Source organism: Mesorhizobium japonicum MAFF 303099, assembly GCF_000009625.1.
In the GTDB taxonomy this organism is placed as follows: domain Bacteria; phylum Pseudomonadota; class Alphaproteobacteria; order Rhizobiales; family Rhizobiaceae; genus Mesorhizobium; species Mesorhizobium japonicum.
Map to the genome: position 1 here is coordinate 1518853 of NC_002678.2, position 14486 is coordinate 1533338.

Genomic DNA, 14486 nt, shown 5'->3' on the forward strand with positions numbered 1-14486 from the left:
CCGTTCCTTACTTGATAACTTTCAAGGGCCGCCGACGCTGCGCAATCAAGGCCAGGCGGTAGTCTATGTTGTCGACCGGAGCGCCGCGCTCCTTTGCTTCAAGCAGGCGTTTCCGAGCGTCCCCGAATCTGAGCATGCGCTTTTCATACAAGACTGCCAACGCCAACCTGTGGGACCATTCGGCTGGCTCCATGTCGATCGCATGCAGCAGAGCTTTCTCCGATTCATCATATCGGTCCGTCATTTCGCGGAGAAAGATGCCGTACTGATTATAGGCAAAAGCCGAAATGCCGCTCAGCTCGAATAGCTTGTCAAAAGTCTCTTGAGTCTCCGCTGGCGTATCTGTTTCGAAGGCCATCAGCGCCACAAGATTCTCCCAAACCTTGACATAGTCCGGCTTGAGTTCGATTGCCCGTGAATACGCCGCCTTGGCATCGCCAAAGCGGTTCAGATGATGATGATGAAGAAAACCGAGATTGAACCACGACCAGGCATCGTCAGGATCGATCTCAACGCATCGTTGCGCAAGGCTTTCGGCCTCGTGGTAGCGGCCGAAACGACGACGCAGCAATCCTGACAACTTCCCTATGGGCCAGCTATAGCGTGGATCAATTTCCATCGCCTGGCGATAGGCTTCCTCGGCCGAGAAATAGTTGCCAACCGTATCGAGCATCCAGCCGAAGGATGCCCAGGCGACATCGGCTTTTTCCGTGACTCCGTCGAGGCGGCATTGCTTGAACGACTGATAGCTCGCTTCCGCCAGTTCGCGCGCCGATTTCCCGAGGCGATGTGTGTCGGCGAGGCAATCCCATATCGTTGCGTCGCGCGGGTGAGCGACTATCCCACGCTGCAACACGGCCAGGGCTCGCGGTGCTTCCCCATTTTCGCGCATATACTCCGCAAGCCAGACGCAGTCCTGTGCAGTGTGCACTTCGCGCTCCGCGCGCGAGATGCATTCGTTGCTGAACTCCAGAAGATCGAACTCCTTAAATTGCTTCGCGAAGAAAATGCTTGTTGAAGCGCTTTGATGCGTATCAATTTTCCATCGCTCGTACAAAACGATGATCGGCTCCCGTCCAATTCCATAGACCCACGAAAATTCATCGACCATTTGCCAAAGCCGGTCCCTGTCGGACACCGCATCAACTGCTCGCAGAAGGGCAGAAACGGCAGTGTCTACATTGCCTTCCCAAGCCTCCAGATTGATCAACTCTTCCCAGGCGTCATAGCTGGACGGGTCGCTATCAATGCTTTCGGTTAACGCCTCGCGGGATCTGAATTGAAGTCCGATAGGTTCGTCGGTCGTCATTGGCTGCTGCTGAAGTGTTACCGAAAACAACGATGTCGGACTAAAGCTGGACACTAGACAGTATATCTACAATCGCCAACCCATATGAGCAACGCACAGCATCTCGGCCTAGCCCGACAGGTAGGCATGGCCCATGCTGGAATCACCAAGGTTCGGTTACTCCGACATTGTCAGCTCCATGGCGCGGCGATACGACTGCTGGATGCAGTCGAATCCTCCCCAAAAAATCGTCGTCATCGGTGGTGGCATTGCCGGCCTGTCGCTTGCGGCAGCGGTGCGGGATTGGGCTGAAGTCACCGTCCTCGAGCGCGAGCCGCATCTTGGCTATCACGCCAGCGGCCGCTCCGCCGCCTTGTTCACCGAGACCTACGGCAACCGGCTGGTGCGGGCGCTGACGCTGGCCAGCCGGCAGCAAATAGTCGAGGGCGGCTTTGTCGCCCATCGGCGCGGCGCGCTGCATGTCGGCTGGACCGGCGATGGCGCGGCAATAGACCGGCTGGCCGATGAATTGCAGGCGCTGGTGCCCAGCGTGCGCCGCCTGTCGGCGGCCGAGCTCCACGCGCTGGTTCCCGCCATTGCCATTGAAGCCACTTGCGGCGGCGCCTACGAGCCGGACGCGGTGGATATCGACACCGGCAAGATGCTGGCGGCCAACGCCTCGGCGCTGAAGGCCGGCGGCGGCTTGATCCGCGCCGGCGAGGAGGTGCGCGCCATCTCTCAAGACGGCGGCGGCCTGCGGGTGGAAACGAGTGGCGGTGTCTATCCAGCCGACATCGTCGTCAACGCCGCCGGCGCCTGGGTCGATGTCGTCGCCGGCCTGGCCGGGCTCTCCGGCCTCGGCTTCCAGCCCAAACGCCGTACCGCCTTCCTGTTCGACCCGCCTGCCGGCACCGACATCGCCAGCTGGCCGCTGGTGGTCGACCTGCACGAACAATTCTACTTCAAGCCCGACGCCGGCAGGCTGATCGGCTCTCTCGCCGACGAGACCGACTCCGAGCCTTGCGACGCCTGGCCGGAGGACATCGACGTCGCCATCGCCGTCGACCGCATCGAGCAGGCGACGACGATGCGCATCGGCCGTCCGTCGACGCCATGGGCGGGCCTGCGCACCTTCGCGCCCGACCGCACGCCGGTCGCCGGCTTCGACCCCCGCCTGCCCGGTTTCTTCTGGCTCGGCGGCCAGGGCGGCTATGGTTTTCAGGTGTCGCTGACCTTGGCCCGGCTGAGCGCGGCGCTGATGCGCGGCGAGCCCTTGCCGGAAGATGTCGCCGCCCTCGGCGTCACCGCCGCGGCGCTGGCGCCTGACCGCTTTCTGGTCCCGGCGACGACACTATGAAACCCACACTGCCGTTGCTGCTCAGCCTCAATGGCGGCTATGTCGACACGGCCGGCTTCCTGGCGCTGCAAGGCCTGTTCACCGCGCATGTCACCGGGAATTTCGTCACCCTCGGCGCCTCGCTGGTGCTCGGCATTTCGGGCGTGCTGGCAAAGCTGCTGGCGCTGCCGGTGTTCTGCATCGTCGTCATCCTGACCCGGCTGGCCGGCGAGCATTTGCGCCGGCGCGGACATCAGGCGCTCGGCGTGCTGCTCTCGATCAAACTGGCGCTGCTCGTCATCGGCGCGGCGCTGGCGATCCGCTTCGGCCCTTTCGCCAGCGGCGATAGCGCTGCCGCGATCGTCACCGGCATGGTGCTGGTCGCCGCCATGGCGATCCAGAACGCAGTGCACCGGGTTCATCTGGCGGCGGCCCGCCCTCGACGCTGATGACCGGCACCACCACCCAGATCATGATCGACCTCGCCGATCTCATCGGCGGCCCGGCACTGGAGGCCCGCCCGGCGCTCATTGCCCGCCTGCGGCGCATGGCGGCGGCGGTCGCCGTCTTCGCCGCCGGCTGCGCGGCTGCCGCCCTCGGCTATGCCTACGCCAATGTCTGGTGTTTTATCGTTCCGCCGGTGATCGCACTCGCCGCGCTGCTGCTGCGGCTTTCCGCGCCGGAGGCGGAAGCCAAATAGGTAGCCTCACCCTTCATCCGTCCAGATCAGGCGCAGCAGGCGCAGCAGCGTCGCCCGCTCCTTCTTGGTCAACCTTTGCAGAAACCTGTCCTCGTGCCGGCGAACCTGTCGCCGCCAGCCCGGCATCGCCTGTCTGGCCGCCGGCGTCAGGGTCAGCATCCGCACGCGCTTGTCCTCGGCGTGGTCGTCGCGCTCGACCAATCCGCGCTCTTCCAGTTCGGCAAGCAGCGGCGCCATGTTGGCGCTCTTCATGCCGAGCAGGCGGCACAGTTCCGCGGCGCGGATGCCTGGCCGCTCATCGATCAGAGCCAGCATGCCATAGGTGACCGGGCGCAGGCCCGCTTCGGTCAGCTCGACCGCGAAATCATTGAGCGCGAAGGCCGAGGCGCGCTTGAGATTGTAGCCGATCTGCGCATCGAGCGCGTCGTCGGACATCATTTCTGGCCCGATGTGAGGCTGGGTTTCGTCCATGCCAACCGATCGCCGCGATGCCGGCTCTTGTCAAGCGAAAAAGACTATGCGACATAGCAATCGAGATAGCTATGCTCCATAGCAATTTCCATGACTGCGATCATGACTGCGATGGAGCGGGAGGAGACCGACCATGACCGATGAGACCGTTGCCTTCGATGTCGATGACGGCATCGCCTGGGTGCGCTTCAACCGCCCGGACAAGCGCAATTGCATGAACCCGGCGCTCAACCGGCGCATGATGGAGGTCCTCGATGAACTCGAGTATCGCGCCGATGTCGGCGTTCTGGTGCTGTCGGGCGAAGGCAGCGCCTGGTCGGCGGGCATGGACCTCAAGGAGTATTTCCGCGAGACCGAAGCCAAGGGGCTCGGCGCCGTCCGCAAGGCGCAAGCGGAAGCCTATGGCTGGTGGCGGCGCCTGCGCTGGTACGGCAAGCCGACCATCGCCATGGTCAATGGCTGGTGTTTCGGCGGCGGCTATGGCCCGCTCTTCGCCTGCGACCTCGCCTTCGCCGCCGACGAGGCGCAGTTCGCTCTGTCCGAGATCAACTGGGGCATCCTGCCCGGCGGCGGCGCCACCAAGGTGGTGGTCGACCTCCTGTCGATGCGTGACGCCATGTACCACGCCCTGACCGGCGAACTCATCGACGGCAGGAAAGCCGCCGCTTGGAAATTGGTCAATGAAAGCCTGCCGCTGGCGGAGCTGAAGGCGCGGGTCACCGAGGTAGCCAACATCCTCTTGAAGAAGAACCCGATCGCACTGAAGGCGACCAAGGACGCCATCCGCCGCGTCGGCGAAATGACCTATGACAATGCCGAGGACTATCTGGTGCGGGCGCAGGAGGCGGCCAACTCGCACGACAATGAGGGCCGCAAGGAAGGCATTCGCCAGTTCATCGACGAAAAGAGCTACAAGCCAGGTCTCGGCGCTTACGACAAGGCCAGATGACGCGATAAGCCATCGACGCAATCTGGGAGGAGATGCGCATGCCGGCCTTGACGACTTTAGACCCGGTGGCCCTGCATGCCGGCGCGCAGCCGGACCGCGTCGCCTGCGTCGACCTGGCCTCCGGCCGGCGCTGGACCTATGCCGCGCTTGACGAGGCCATCCAGCGCACTGTGCGCGTCCTCGAAACCGGCTACGGCATCAAGCCCGGCCAACGGATCGCCACGCTGGCCCGAAACAGCGCCGATCTCCTGATCCTGCAGCAGGCCGCAATGCGGCTCGGCGCCATCTTCGTGCCGGTCAACTGGCGGCTTGCCAGTGCGGAACAGCAGGCGATCCTTGCCGATTGCGATCCGGCGCTGCTGTTGCATGACGCGGCCCCGCAGGCGGCATTGCCCGGGCGCTGCATCCCTGTCGATGTCGCCGCCTTCACGGCGGCGGTCGAGGCAGAGACGCTGGCGCCGCGCCGTCCCCTGCCCGCTGACGATGCGCCCTCGATAATCCTCTACACATCGGGCACGTCGGGCCGGCCAAAGGGCGTCATCGTCACCGAGCGCAATGCCTTCGCCACGGCGGTCAATTTCAGCGTGCTGGGCCGGGTCGGCAATGCCAGCATCTTCCTCTGCGACGCGCCGATGTTCCATGTCATCGGCCTCATCACCAGCCTGCGCCCGACGCTGCTTCAGGGCGGCACCGTGCTGATCTCGCCCGGCTTCGATGCCGGTGCCACCAATCGCCGCCTCGCCGATCCTGCCCTCGGCGTCACTCATTATTTCTGCGTGCCGCAGATGGCCAGGATGCTGCGTGACCACCCCGACTTCGCGCCGTCGCGCTGGACCTCGCTCACCGCCATCTTCACCGGCGGCGCGCCAAATCCGGCCACGGATATCCGCTGGTGGCTGGCCCAGGGCGTGCGCATGGCCGACGGCTTCGGCATGACCGAGGCGGGCACGGTGCTTGGCATGCCGGTCGAGGCCGGCCGCATCGCCGGCAAGGCAGGTTCGGCCGGCCTGCCGGCGCCGACGATCGGCCTGCGCCTCGTCGACGACGATGGCCGCGACGTCGCGGCCGGCGAGCCCGGCGAGATATGGCTGTCCGGCCCCTCGATCACGCCAGGCTATTGGAACCGGCCGGAAGAAACGCAGCGCGCTTTCACCGCCGATGGCTGGTTCCGCACCGGCGATATAGCGCGGCGCGACGGGGAAGGCTTCGTCACCCTCGTCGACCGCCGCAAGGACATGTTCATTTCCGGCGGCGAGAACGTCTATCCCGTCGAAATCGAAACCGTGCTGCTCGACCATCCCGGCATCGCCGAAGCCGCCGTGATCGGCATCGCCGATGCGCGCTGGGGCGAAGTCGGGCGCGCCTTCGTCGTGGTGAAACCCGGATGCGCCGTCGATCCGGCCGATCTGGCAAGCCATTGCGGCGCCCGCATCGCCCGCTTCAAGGTGCCGAAAGAGTTCCTGCTCACCGATGCACTGCCGCGCACCGCATCCGGCAAGATCCAGAAACACATTTTGCGCAGCTGGACAGCACCTGTCCGCAAGCACAGCTGAGGCAGACCGCCATTCAGCCGGCGGACGCGGAGCGGAAAACCGCCGCCGCAGCCGCGACGATCTCCGCATTGTCCTTCGCCACCGTTCCATCCGCCAGCGTCCTGCCGTCTTCCAGCCCGACGCGCGTCGACCAGCGCTTTTGGCGGGCTAGCTCGACGAACGGCCAGACGGTGGCGTCCACGCCGTGCAGCAGGATCGGCCGCCGCACTTCGGTGCGCTTGAGCACGGCGGCGATGCCGGTTGCCTCGTCAAGTGCTGCGGCGAGGTCCGGTATGTCGATCTCGATCAGGATGCGCAGCACCCGGTCGTGGCCGGTGAGCGCCACGAACCGCTCGGCGTCTTCTGTCGTGGCGAGCCCGGCCTCGATGCCGACGCCGCGCTGGCGCAGCAGCTCCATCAAGGCGGGCGCATCGGCCTCGGAGAGGTTGACCGAGGCATAGTCGGGCAACTCGCGCCAGCCGGAGGTCGCCGCGCGGGTGCGCGCGACATCGTTCTCGATCCAGGCGCCGGTCGACACGCCGACCAGCGTGCCCGGGCAGGCCCGGCGCACGGCCAGCACCGTCGCATCGACGGCGGCCAGGCTTTCACGCCCATCGGCGCCGCGCGGATGGATGTGCAGTTCGCCAGCACCGGCCGCGACGCAGGCAACCGCATCGCTGGCCATGGCCTGCGCCGTCAGCGGCAGCTTCGGGTGAAAATCGCGCGCGCGCGCTCCATTGATGCAGGCCTGGACGATCATGGATGCCACCTTGGACAAGGGAGACGGCAGTCTAGCCGCGCGACAAGGCAGGGCAAAGAGTAGCGCGGCGTCTCTCCTGACAGTGCGGCCCCGCCCCCATTCCGCAGCATTTGAATAAAACCCGCCTGTGGATATTTACCCCGCATTCCGCCGGGCCAGCCAAGATAAATTAGGGCGGGATCATGGAGGGAACCATTGACCAGCGATTTTTCAGCCGCCCGCATCCATCTCGAACGCGCCTATCACTATCTGCGCGGCAATGACGAGACGAGCCGCGCGGCATGCGAGGCTCTCGACCTGCTGATCGAAATGGTGGCGGAGGCACAATACAGGCGGCCCGAGGCCGGTGTGCTGGAATTTCCACAAGCGGCGACGGCGCGGCACCCCGTCTGATTGAAGCGCGTCGACGCGCTTCAAGTCTTTGCCTTGTGCATGTCGTGTAACCGCTACACACTTTTGGGCGACATGCGTTCTGCTTGATGTATGTCCTTATCCCAAAACCGCTGCGCACTTTTGGGGGACATGCGTTCTGCTTGATGCATGTCCTTATCCCAAAACCGCTGCGCACTTTTGGGGGACATGCGTTCTGCTTGATGCATGTCCTTATCCCAAAACCGCTGCGCACTTTTGGGGGACATGCATCAGGACGCCTTGCGGGCCGGTGCTGCGCGTGCCGGCCCGGCCGCCCGAGCGACGATCTGCTCCAGCGGCTCGGGCCGGTGCAGCAGGAAACCCTGGCCGAAATCGACGCCCATCGTCTGCAGGATGCCAAGCGTCTCGGCTTGCTCTATCTTCTCGGCCACGACGGTGCAGCCGACGCTGCGGGCAATGCCCGATATGGCCGAGACGATCTCGCGGTCGAAGCGGCTTTCGGCCATGTGCTCGATGAAGGAACCGTCGATCTTGATGGCATCGACGGGAAAGCGTCTGAGATATTCGAACGAGCTCATGCCGGCGCCGAAATCGTCGAGGCTGACCTTGCAGCGCCGCTCGCGCGCCTTGCGCACGAACGTCTCGGCGGCATCGAAATTGGTGACGGCGGCGGTTTCGGTGATCTCGAAGCCGATGCCGGAATGCGGCGCCCCGGTCTCCTCGATGATACTGTCGACGAAGTCCCACAGTCCGGGATCGCTCAGCGTCTGCGCCGACAGGTTGAAGCCGAGCGTGATCGCGCCGGACTTCATCGCCGCGCCATGCCGCGAGAGCGCGGTTCGGATGATCCAGCGATCGAGCCTGGCGGCGATGCCGAAGCGTTCCGCCGCCGGGATGAATTCGCTGGGCGGGATCAGCTTGCCGCCGCGACCGACAAGCCGCGCCAGCACTTCGACATGGCGGTTTTCCTGCCACGGCCGGCCCAGCCGGTGGATCTCCTGGCCGAACAGTTTCAGCCTTCCGTCCTCCATGGCGTCGACCGTGTCGGCGGCGAGCCGCGCCGCGTTGAGGCCGCCGGTGGCGGCTTCAGCCGAAAACACCGCGAAGCGATCGCGCCCGGCGGCCTTGGCCGCGTAGCAGGCGTCGTCGGCGCAGGCCAGCGCATCGGCCACCGTGGTGGCCCGGTCGTTGACGATGGCGATGCCGATGCTTGCCGCGAGCCGCCGCGCGGTCGCGGCAAGGCCGAGATCGGCGCTGCGCACGGCCGCCAGTATGGCCGCGGCCAGCCGCTCGGCTTGCGCGGCGTCGCAGTGGGGCACCAGCAAAGCGAATTCGTCGCCGCCGAGCCGCGCCGCATGCGCCGACGGCGGCAGGCAGCGGCCAATGCCCGCCGCCACGCTCTTCAGCGCCAGGTCGCCGGCGGCGTGGCCGGCGAAGTCGTTGAGCGCCTTGAAGTAGTCGAGATCGACATAGAACACCGCCAGCGGCACGCCCTTGGCGATGTGGTCGGCAAGCAGCCTGTCGAAGGCGGCGCGGTTCCACAGGCCGGTCAGCGCGTCGTGGCGGGCGGCGAACGCAAGCTCCTGTTCGCGCAACTTGTCCTCGGTGATGTCGCGAACCGTGCCGAGGATCTGGCCGGCAGCGCCCGCGGCGGCGACGTAACGCACGAGCGATTCGATGTGGCGGATCTCGCCGTCGCGCTTGACGATGCGGTATTGCGAGGCGGTTACACCGTTCGAGCCAGGGGACGGCCAATGCGCCCGCTCGGTAGCTTCCTTGTCGTCGGGATGCAGAAAACTGTGCCAGAGGTCGGCCGCCACCTCGTCGGCATCGGCGACGACGCCGAACATCTCCCTGGTGCGCGCATCCCAATAGCTTTTGTGGGTGGCGATGTCGTAGTGCCAGATTCCGGTGCCGCTGGCGGCGAGCGCCAGGCGGAAGCGCATCGTGACCTGCTCGAGCGCGGCCTCGGCCGCCTTCTGCTTTGAAATGTCGGTCTGTACGCCCATCAGCCGCAGCGGACGCCCGTCGGCGCCGCTTTCGACGATGCCGCCGCGGTCGAGCACCCACACCCAGTGGCCCAGCTTGTGCTTCAGCCGCAGTTCTGTCTCGATGGCATCGGTCAGCCCGGCAATGTGGCGGTCGCCGCTGGCCAGCGCCCGCTCGCGGTCGTCGGGATGGGTGAGCTGCAGCCACAGATCACTGGTGTTAGCGAGTTCATCTTCTTCATAGCCCAGCATTCGCGCCCAGGTTGCAGAATAGAAGCAGTCGCCGCTGCGAAGATCCCAGTCCCAGACGCCAAGATGGGCGCGCTCCAGGGCCTTGGCCCAGAACGCTCCATTGCGACTTTTCTTGCCTAGACGCGCCATAGTCCGTTTTTCGCCTGTCCCATCCGCGGGCAATCTGCATCAGAACCAGAGAAGAAACAGTTACCGGGACGCGGCAGGCATGCCTTCTCGCCTGCAATATTTCGTGGCGCTCCGTCTTTCGATTGGCCGGCAAGAACCGGAGTTTTGCGCTCTCCCGATGGTCCTAGGGATGGCTCAGGTCATCGGCGACATCGATGCGCCGAGACCCAGCCAAACACGAAAGGACGCTCCCAATGACCAAACAGGAAGACAACAAGGCCGTCGTCGTCAGATGGTTCACCGACTTCTGGGGTGAAACCTGCGATCTGTCCGTCGTCGACGATATTGCCGCGCCCGACATGCTGCTCAAATATTCGCTGCATGAACCGCGCCGGGGCCGCGACGACATCAGGGCCTTCATGACCGATTTCCGCGCCGCTTTCCCGGATCTCAACTTCTGGGCCACCACCGATCTCATCGCCGAGGGCGACTATGTCGTCGGCCAATGGGAGGGCGGCGGCAGGCATACCGGCCCGGCCTTCGGCGATTTCCTCGCCGGTTCGCTGCCCGCCACCACCGGCCGCGCCATGCGCTTCACCGGCACCACGGTGCTGAAGGTGATCGACGGCAGGATCGTCGAGGAGATCGGCCTCGACGACGGCGTCGCGGCGCTGACCCAGCTCGGCCTGATCAAGGCTGCCTGATGCGCAGGGCCATCGTCGACCAGGCGATGGCCCGCTTCGACTGCGGCCGAAGCCCGGCAACCTTCGGGTTTGGAACGGCTCCGGCGCGGTCACTACGTCTGCATTCAACGACGACATCGTCGTCAACGAATCCTTGACAGAAAAGGAAGAATTATAGGCACCTAATATTTATGATGTTCATCCATCCAAAAGTGTAACTGAATAGTAATACTTCAACAGCGAAATACCTCCTGTTAATGCTTGGGCAGCGGGTGGGTTTTCCTCGATGGGTGCGCACACAGCGCAGCGGAACGGCGAGCGCCGGCCGCTTGGCGTTTTTGACCTGGACATCGCCGCGACCAGGAGCGGCTGGATGCTGACCGCCCTGTGCCTGGCCTATGCCTTGGCCGCGCTTAGCCTGCAGCCGGGCCGCTATCTGCACCTGGCGCAATCCTACACAAAGCCATTCGTCTTCTTCCTGCCTACGCTTCTTGCCGCCGGCCTCGGCGTGATGGCGCTGACATTTGCCAGGCATAGCCCGACGCGGTTCATGCTTGACATGCTCAAGCAGCGCTGGCTGGGCGCCGCACCGGTGATCCTCCTGTCCTTTCTCGGCATTACCGCCTTCACCACCTTCAAGATCGCCATCCCGGAGATCGTGCCATTCTATGCCGACCGCATGTTGGCGGAGCTTGATCTTGGGCTGCATGGCGCCGATCCCTGGACATGGGCGCACCGCGTCGTTCCCGAACGCATTTCGGCTGTCATCTTCATCGGCTACGGATATGGCTGGCACGTGCAATGGTTCGGCACCTTGCTGTTCGTCGCCTTCTGGAACAACCCGGCAGCGCGTTTGCGTTATCTGTGGGCGCTCGCGCTGACCACGATCCTGTGCGGCACCGTTCTGGCCATGGCGCTGTCTTCCGCCGGTCCGATATTTCACGACCAGTTCTACGGCGGCGACCGGTTTGCCGCCTTGCAGACCGCGCTCGCGCAGAACGACTACGCCGCGTCGGTCCATGTCTATGCCCACTATCTGCTCATGGCCTACACAAGCGGCCACCCCGAACTGGGCAGCGGCATCTCCGCCATGCCAAGCATGCATGTCGCCTTCGTCACGCTCAACGCCTTTTTCCTGAGCGGTTTCGGGCGCCGCTGGGCCGTGGCCGGCTGGTCCTTCGCGGCGCTCATCCTGTTCGGCTCGGTCTACACCGGCTGGCACTATGCCGTGGACGGCTACCTTTCGATCCTTGTCGTGTCCGTGATCTGGTACCTGACCGGCCGTTTCGTTCTGCCGCGGACGAGCCGCGACACCGCCGGGATGCGCCTGCCTCTGCCCGAACCGGCGTCGCAATGACCGGGATTGCCTGAGGCCCGCCGAACCACCCCACCGCATTTCGAAAGAGGCCAGGCGGCGTGAACGCCGCCTGGCCTATTTGCTTACTGGCTCGGCGCCATCGTGTGCTCGCACGACACTTTCGGGTTCATGTCGGCGAAAGTGCCGGTCGGGTTGCCCTTCCAGGCCCAGACATGCAGCTCGTAGAATTCCCCCAGGCCGTAGCGGTTGGGGGCGCTGTTGAAGTTGAACAGCTGTCCATCCAGCGACGCCGGTCCCTTCGAGGTGATATATTCGACCGCCACCAGCTTAAGCCGGCCGTCGGCCATCGGCTCGTACATCACGGCCTCGGGACGGGCGATGTCGATCTTGTCGTCCTTCAGGTACTGGCCGCTGACGTAGTGGATGCCCATGGCGCCACCGTTGATGCCGCTGGCGCAGGGAATGGGCGCATAGCCCTCGGCTGTCGCCGCCTTGACGTCGAGAAACCGGCTGTTGGCCGCCCGCACCTTCTCGGCCAGCGGATTCGAACCCGTCTCGGTGGTGGCCGCTTCCTGATGCGCCTGCGCGAAGGAGGCGCAGACGGCCAGCATGGCCCCCGCCATGACGAGCCTGTTGCGAAGATTTGATATCATGTCCATTCCATTCTTCTTGAAAAAGCACAGCTGGCCGGCCGCCGGAAATACGGCGGCGCGAAAGGCAAGCGCTGTGACTGTTGTTGCTTGGAGATCCCGAAATCGATGTGACGACTGCCGGGAAGGATCATCCCTTCGGCAGATACGGGATCGTTCCGGCCAAATCGGTATCGTCGATCAGCTGGAAGCGGCTGTCGCTGCCGCCCTGACGCGCCGAAACGAAAGGCGCATAGGCCGGATCATTGGTGAAGGCGCGCGCCGCCGCTTCCGACGGGAACGCCATCAGGGCGATCAGCGTGGTGTCGAGCGGCTTGCCTTCAAGCGTCTTCACATTGCCGCTGCGCGACAGGTATTTGCCGCCATGCTTGTGGACGATGTCGTGCACCGAGGCCGCGTAGGCAGGCACCCATTTCGGATCCTTCATCTTGATATCAGCGATGACGTAAGCAGTCATGGTCGTCTCCTGGTTGCGGCGCACAGGGTTATCCCGTGCGACCGGCCAAAGGGCTCGCATGGCAGGACCGTCGCCAACCAGTCCGCGATCTGTACTGGGGTGGTACAGTTTCCGTACTGGCCGCTTCATTCATGAAGGCCTAATGTTCGGCCCAGCTTCGAGGGAGGAGCACCGATCATGAGCCAGCACGGATACAAGCAGTTCTGCCCGCTATCGATGGCCGCCGAGGTGCTGTGCACCCGCTGGACGATGGTGCTGATGCGCGAATTGGTGGCGGGTTCGACCCGCTTCAACGACCTGCGCCGCGGCGTCCCCAAAATGTCGCCGACCCTTCTGTCGCAACGGTTGAAGGAGCTCGAACTGGCAGGGATCGTCGAGCGCAAGGAGGTGCCGGGCGAGAAAGGCATCTTCGACTACCGGCTGACCGAGGCCGGCCGCGATTTGCGCCCCGTCGTCGAGGCGATGGGCTTTTGGGGGCAGAAATGGGTCGAGTCCCGGCTGTCGCTCAAGAACCTCGATCCGTCGCTGCTGATGTGGGACATGCGGCGCAATCTGAACCCCTCGCCACTCCCCGAAGGGCGCACGGTGATACAATTTCTGTATCAGGATCTGCCGGCATCCAAACGCTCGTGGTGGCTGATCGTCGAAAAGCACGGCGAAGTCGACCTGTGCTGGTACGATCCGGGCTTCGATGTCGACCTCTACGTCTCCACCGACCTGCACACGATGACAGCAATCTGGATGGGGTTGCTGACCGTCGAGAAGGCCGGCGGAAAGGTTGCCCTGACCGGCGACCAGGCTATCGGCAAGAAGATGCAGACCTGGCTCGGGCTCAGCCCGTTCGCGGTGGAGCCCAAACGCGCGGCGTAAATGATACCGCAATGAGTATTTGCCGCTGCCTTGTCGGTCTGGCGCCGGCTCAGGCGCGCTTGCGCTCCCTATCATTCGCAAGGTGATAGGGTTGCACGAGGACTTCGGCAGGAATGTTCCATTCCTTGTTCAGCTTGAAGACCATATCCAGTGTCAGAGCCCGCTTTCTGTTCAGCACCTCGGTTGCCCGAGGCGATGACCCGATCACCTCAGCCAGAGCCTTTCGCGACAGGTTGAACAGTTGCATGTGCGACTGAATAGCTTCAACGGGATCGGGCGCTTCGATCGGGTAGTGCTTATCCTCATAAGCCTCGATCAGCGTTGCCAGAACATCGAAGCGGTCACCATCGAGAGAGCCGACCTCTGGCTCATTCTCGAAATATTTGGTGATTTCGGCGATCGCCCAATCATAATCGGCTTCGGTCTTAATGGGTCGAATATTCTCCATCACACCTTCTCCGGATCAACCTTGTCATACTCTTTATGCGTCCCGACGAATTTGATCAGAACGCGGTGAAACTTGTAGGCGACGTGGACAATCAAACGGTATTTATTGCCGCCAATGTCGAAAATGACGCGATTGTCGCCCACGAAATCGACTGTCGCTCCAAACGCATCCTTGATGTCGGCCGGGGTCTTCCAATCAGCATTGCTGACAGCCACATACCAAGCCGTCAAAGGAGCTTCGGCGTGATTGTGTTTGGCCCAAAAAACCTTCAGCGCTTTCTTGGCGATGATCTGCACGGCTTGAT

The 14486-nt window shown here is 63.8% G+C and carries 15 protein-coding genes and 1 pseudogene; 8 read left to right on the top strand and 8 right to left on the bottom strand.

Translation table 11 applies throughout. The features are described 5' to 3' along the window. Window positions 1-7 precede the first annotated feature (7 nt). Window positions 8-1309 carry a tetratricopeptide repeat protein gene (locus MAFF_RS08425; RefSeq protein ID WP_010910464.1) on the bottom strand — a complete coding sequence of 434 codons (1302 nt, stop codon included), beginning with the start codon at window positions 1307-1309 and terminating at the stop codon, window positions 8-10. Between the two features lie 133 nt (window positions 1310-1442). Here MAFF_RS08425 and MAFF_RS08430 point away from each other — a divergent pair, with 133 nt between their 5' ends. Both MAFF_RS08430 and MAFF_RS08435 read left to right on the top strand, forming a co-directional pair. Then, window positions 1443-2645: an NAD(P)/FAD-dependent oxidoreductase gene (locus MAFF_RS08430; protein WP_244420742.1), complete on the top strand. Its 1203-nt coding sequence runs from the start codon at window positions 1443-1445 to the stop codon at window positions 2643-2645. Beyond that, window positions 2642-3324: pseudogene (locus MAFF_RS08435) on the top strand (YoaK family protein). The gene MAFF_RS08430 and the pseudogene MAFF_RS08435 overlap by 4 nt, the downstream one beginning before the upstream one ends. A 6-nt stretch (window positions 3325-3330) precedes the next feature. On the opposite strand, the gene MAFF_RS08440 reads toward MAFF_RS08435, so the two are convergent. Next, window positions 3331-3762: a MarR family winged helix-turn-helix transcriptional regulator gene (locus MAFF_RS08440; RefSeq protein WP_010910468.1), complete on the bottom strand. Its 432-nt coding sequence runs from the start codon at window positions 3760-3762 to the stop codon at window positions 3331-3333. 166 nt (window positions 3763-3928) lie between these two features. Here MAFF_RS08440 and MAFF_RS08445 point away from each other — a divergent pair, with 166 nt between their 5' ends. Beyond that, window positions 3929-4744 carry a p-hydroxycinnamoyl CoA hydratase/lyase gene (locus MAFF_RS08445; RefSeq protein ID WP_010910469.1) on the top strand — a complete coding sequence of 272 codons (816 nt, stop codon included), beginning with the start codon at window positions 3929-3931 and terminating at the stop codon, window positions 4742-4744. 32 nt (window positions 4745-4776) lie between these two features. Next, window positions 4777-6297 (top strand): AMP-binding protein, encoded by a 1521-nt coding sequence (locus MAFF_RS08450; RefSeq protein WP_080511816.1) that lies wholly within the window; start codon window positions 4777-4779, stop codon window positions 6295-6297. Window positions 6298-6310: 13 nt separating this feature from the next. On the opposite strand, the gene MAFF_RS08455 is transcribed toward MAFF_RS08450, so the two are convergent. Continuing rightward, window positions 6311-7036: a 3-keto-5-aminohexanoate cleavage protein gene (locus MAFF_RS08455; RefSeq protein WP_010910471.1), complete on the bottom strand. Its 726-nt coding sequence runs from the start codon at window positions 7034-7036 to the stop codon at window positions 6311-6313. A gap of 195 nt (window positions 7037-7231) precedes the next feature. On the opposite strand from MAFF_RS08455, the gene MAFF_RS08460 reads away from it, so the two are divergent. Continuing rightward, window positions 7232-7429, top strand: coding sequence for a hypothetical protein (locus MAFF_RS08460; RefSeq protein WP_032930954.1), 198 nt, complete (start codon window positions 7232-7234; stop codon window positions 7427-7429). Window positions 7430-7677: 248 nt separating this feature from the next. Here the strand turns inward: MAFF_RS08460 and MAFF_RS08465 are convergent, their stop codons facing one another. Further along, window positions 7678-9777, bottom strand: coding sequence for an EAL domain-containing protein (locus MAFF_RS08465; protein ID WP_010910472.1), 2100 nt, complete (start codon window positions 9775-9777; stop codon window positions 7678-7680). 233 nt (window positions 9778-10010) lie between these two features. On the opposite strand from MAFF_RS08465, the gene MAFF_RS08470 reads away from it, so the two are divergent. Both MAFF_RS08470 and MAFF_RS08475 read left to right on the top strand, forming a co-directional pair. Continuing rightward, window positions 10011-10460, top strand: coding sequence for an ester cyclase (locus tag MAFF_RS08470; RefSeq protein ID WP_044548136.1), 450 nt, complete (start codon window positions 10011-10013; stop codon window positions 10458-10460). A 265-nt stretch (window positions 10461-10725) separates the two neighbouring features. Then, complete coding sequence (locus MAFF_RS08475; RefSeq protein ID WP_010910474.1) at window positions 10726-11796, top strand: phosphatase PAP2 family protein; 1071 nt, start codon at window positions 10726-10728, stop codon at window positions 11794-11796. An 83-nt stretch (window positions 11797-11879) separates the two neighbouring features. Here MAFF_RS08475 and MAFF_RS08480 read toward each other — a convergent pair whose 3' ends face one another. Both MAFF_RS08480 and MAFF_RS08485 read right to left on the bottom strand, forming a co-directional pair. Then, window positions 11880-12416 carry a hypothetical protein gene (locus tag MAFF_RS08480; protein ID WP_010910475.1) on the bottom strand — a complete coding sequence of 179 codons (537 nt, stop codon included), beginning with the start codon at window positions 12414-12416 and terminating at the stop codon, window positions 11880-11882. Window positions 12417-12537: 121 nt separating this feature from the next. After that, entirely contained in the window at window positions 12538-12864 is a 327-nt protein-coding gene (locus MAFF_RS08485; RefSeq protein ID WP_044550660.1) for a DUF1330 domain-containing protein, read from the bottom strand. Between the two features lie 177 nt (window positions 12865-13041). On the opposite strand from MAFF_RS08485, the gene MAFF_RS08490 reads away from it, so the two are divergent. Continuing rightward, window positions 13042-13734 carry a winged helix-turn-helix transcriptional regulator gene (locus MAFF_RS08490; RefSeq protein ID WP_010910477.1) on the top strand — a complete coding sequence of 231 codons (693 nt, stop codon included), beginning with the start codon at window positions 13042-13044 and terminating at the stop codon, window positions 13732-13734. Between the two features lie 49 nt (window positions 13735-13783). Here the strand turns inward: MAFF_RS08490 and MAFF_RS08495 are convergent, their stop codons facing one another. Beyond that, a complete protein-coding gene (locus MAFF_RS08495; protein WP_044548138.1) occupies window positions 13784-14182 on the bottom strand; it encodes a helix-turn-helix domain-containing protein in 399 nt (132 codons plus the stop codon). Continuing rightward, window positions 14182-14478 carry a type II toxin-antitoxin system HigB family toxin gene (locus MAFF_RS08500; RefSeq protein WP_010910479.1) on the bottom strand — a complete coding sequence of 99 codons (297 nt, stop codon included), beginning with the start codon at window positions 14476-14478 and terminating at the stop codon, window positions 14182-14184. Before MAFF_RS08500 ends, MAFF_RS08495 begins: the two co-directional genes overlap by 1 nt. Window positions 14479-14486: the final 8 nt, after the last annotated feature.

Bases quoted from the DNA above. Each gene is read 5' to 3' on its own strand.
- MAFF_RS08425 (WP_010910464.1), bottom strand. From the start codon at position 1,309: ATGACGACCGACGAACCTATCGGACTTCAATTCAGATCCCGCGAGGCG.
- MAFF_RS08430 (WP_244420742.1), top strand. From the start codon at position 1,443: ATGCTGGAATCACCAAGGTTCGGTTACTCCGACATTGTCAGCTCCATG.
- MAFF_RS08440 (WP_010910468.1), bottom strand. From the start codon at position 3,762: ATGATGTCCGACGACGCGCTCGATGCGCAGATCGGCTACAATCTCAAG.
- MAFF_RS08445 (WP_010910469.1), top strand. From the start codon at position 3,929: ATGACCGATGAGACCGTTGCCTTCGATGTCGATGACGGCATCGCCTGG.
- MAFF_RS08450 (WP_080511816.1), top strand. From the start codon at position 4,777: ATGCGCATGCCGGCCTTGACGACTTTAGACCCGGTGGCCCTGCATGCC.
- MAFF_RS08455 (WP_010910471.1), bottom strand. From the start codon at position 7,036: ATGATCGTCCAGGCCTGCATCAATGGAGCGCGCGCGCGCGATTTTCAC.
- MAFF_RS08465 (WP_010910472.1), bottom strand. From the start codon at position 9,777: ATGGCGCGTCTAGGCAAGAAAAGTCGCAATGGAGCGTTCTGGGCCAAG.
- MAFF_RS08470 (WP_044548136.1), top strand. From the start codon at position 10,011: ATGACCAAACAGGAAGACAACAAGGCCGTCGTCGTCAGATGGTTCACC.
- MAFF_RS08475 (WP_010910474.1), top strand. From the start codon at position 10,726: ATGGGTGCGCACACAGCGCAGCGGAACGGCGAGCGCCGGCCGCTTGGC.
- MAFF_RS08480 (WP_010910475.1), bottom strand. From the start codon at position 12,416: ATGGACATGATATCAAATCTTCGCAACAGGCTCGTCATGGCGGGGGCC.
- MAFF_RS08485 (WP_044550660.1), bottom strand. From the start codon at position 12,864: ATGACTGCTTACGTCATCGCTGATATCAAGATGAAGGATCCGAAATGG.
- MAFF_RS08490 (WP_010910477.1), top strand. From the start codon at position 13,042: ATGAGCCAGCACGGATACAAGCAGTTCTGCCCGCTATCGATGGCCGCC.
- MAFF_RS08495 (WP_044548138.1), bottom strand. From the start codon at position 14,182: ATGGAGAATATTCGACCCATTAAGACCGAAGCCGATTATGATTGGGCG.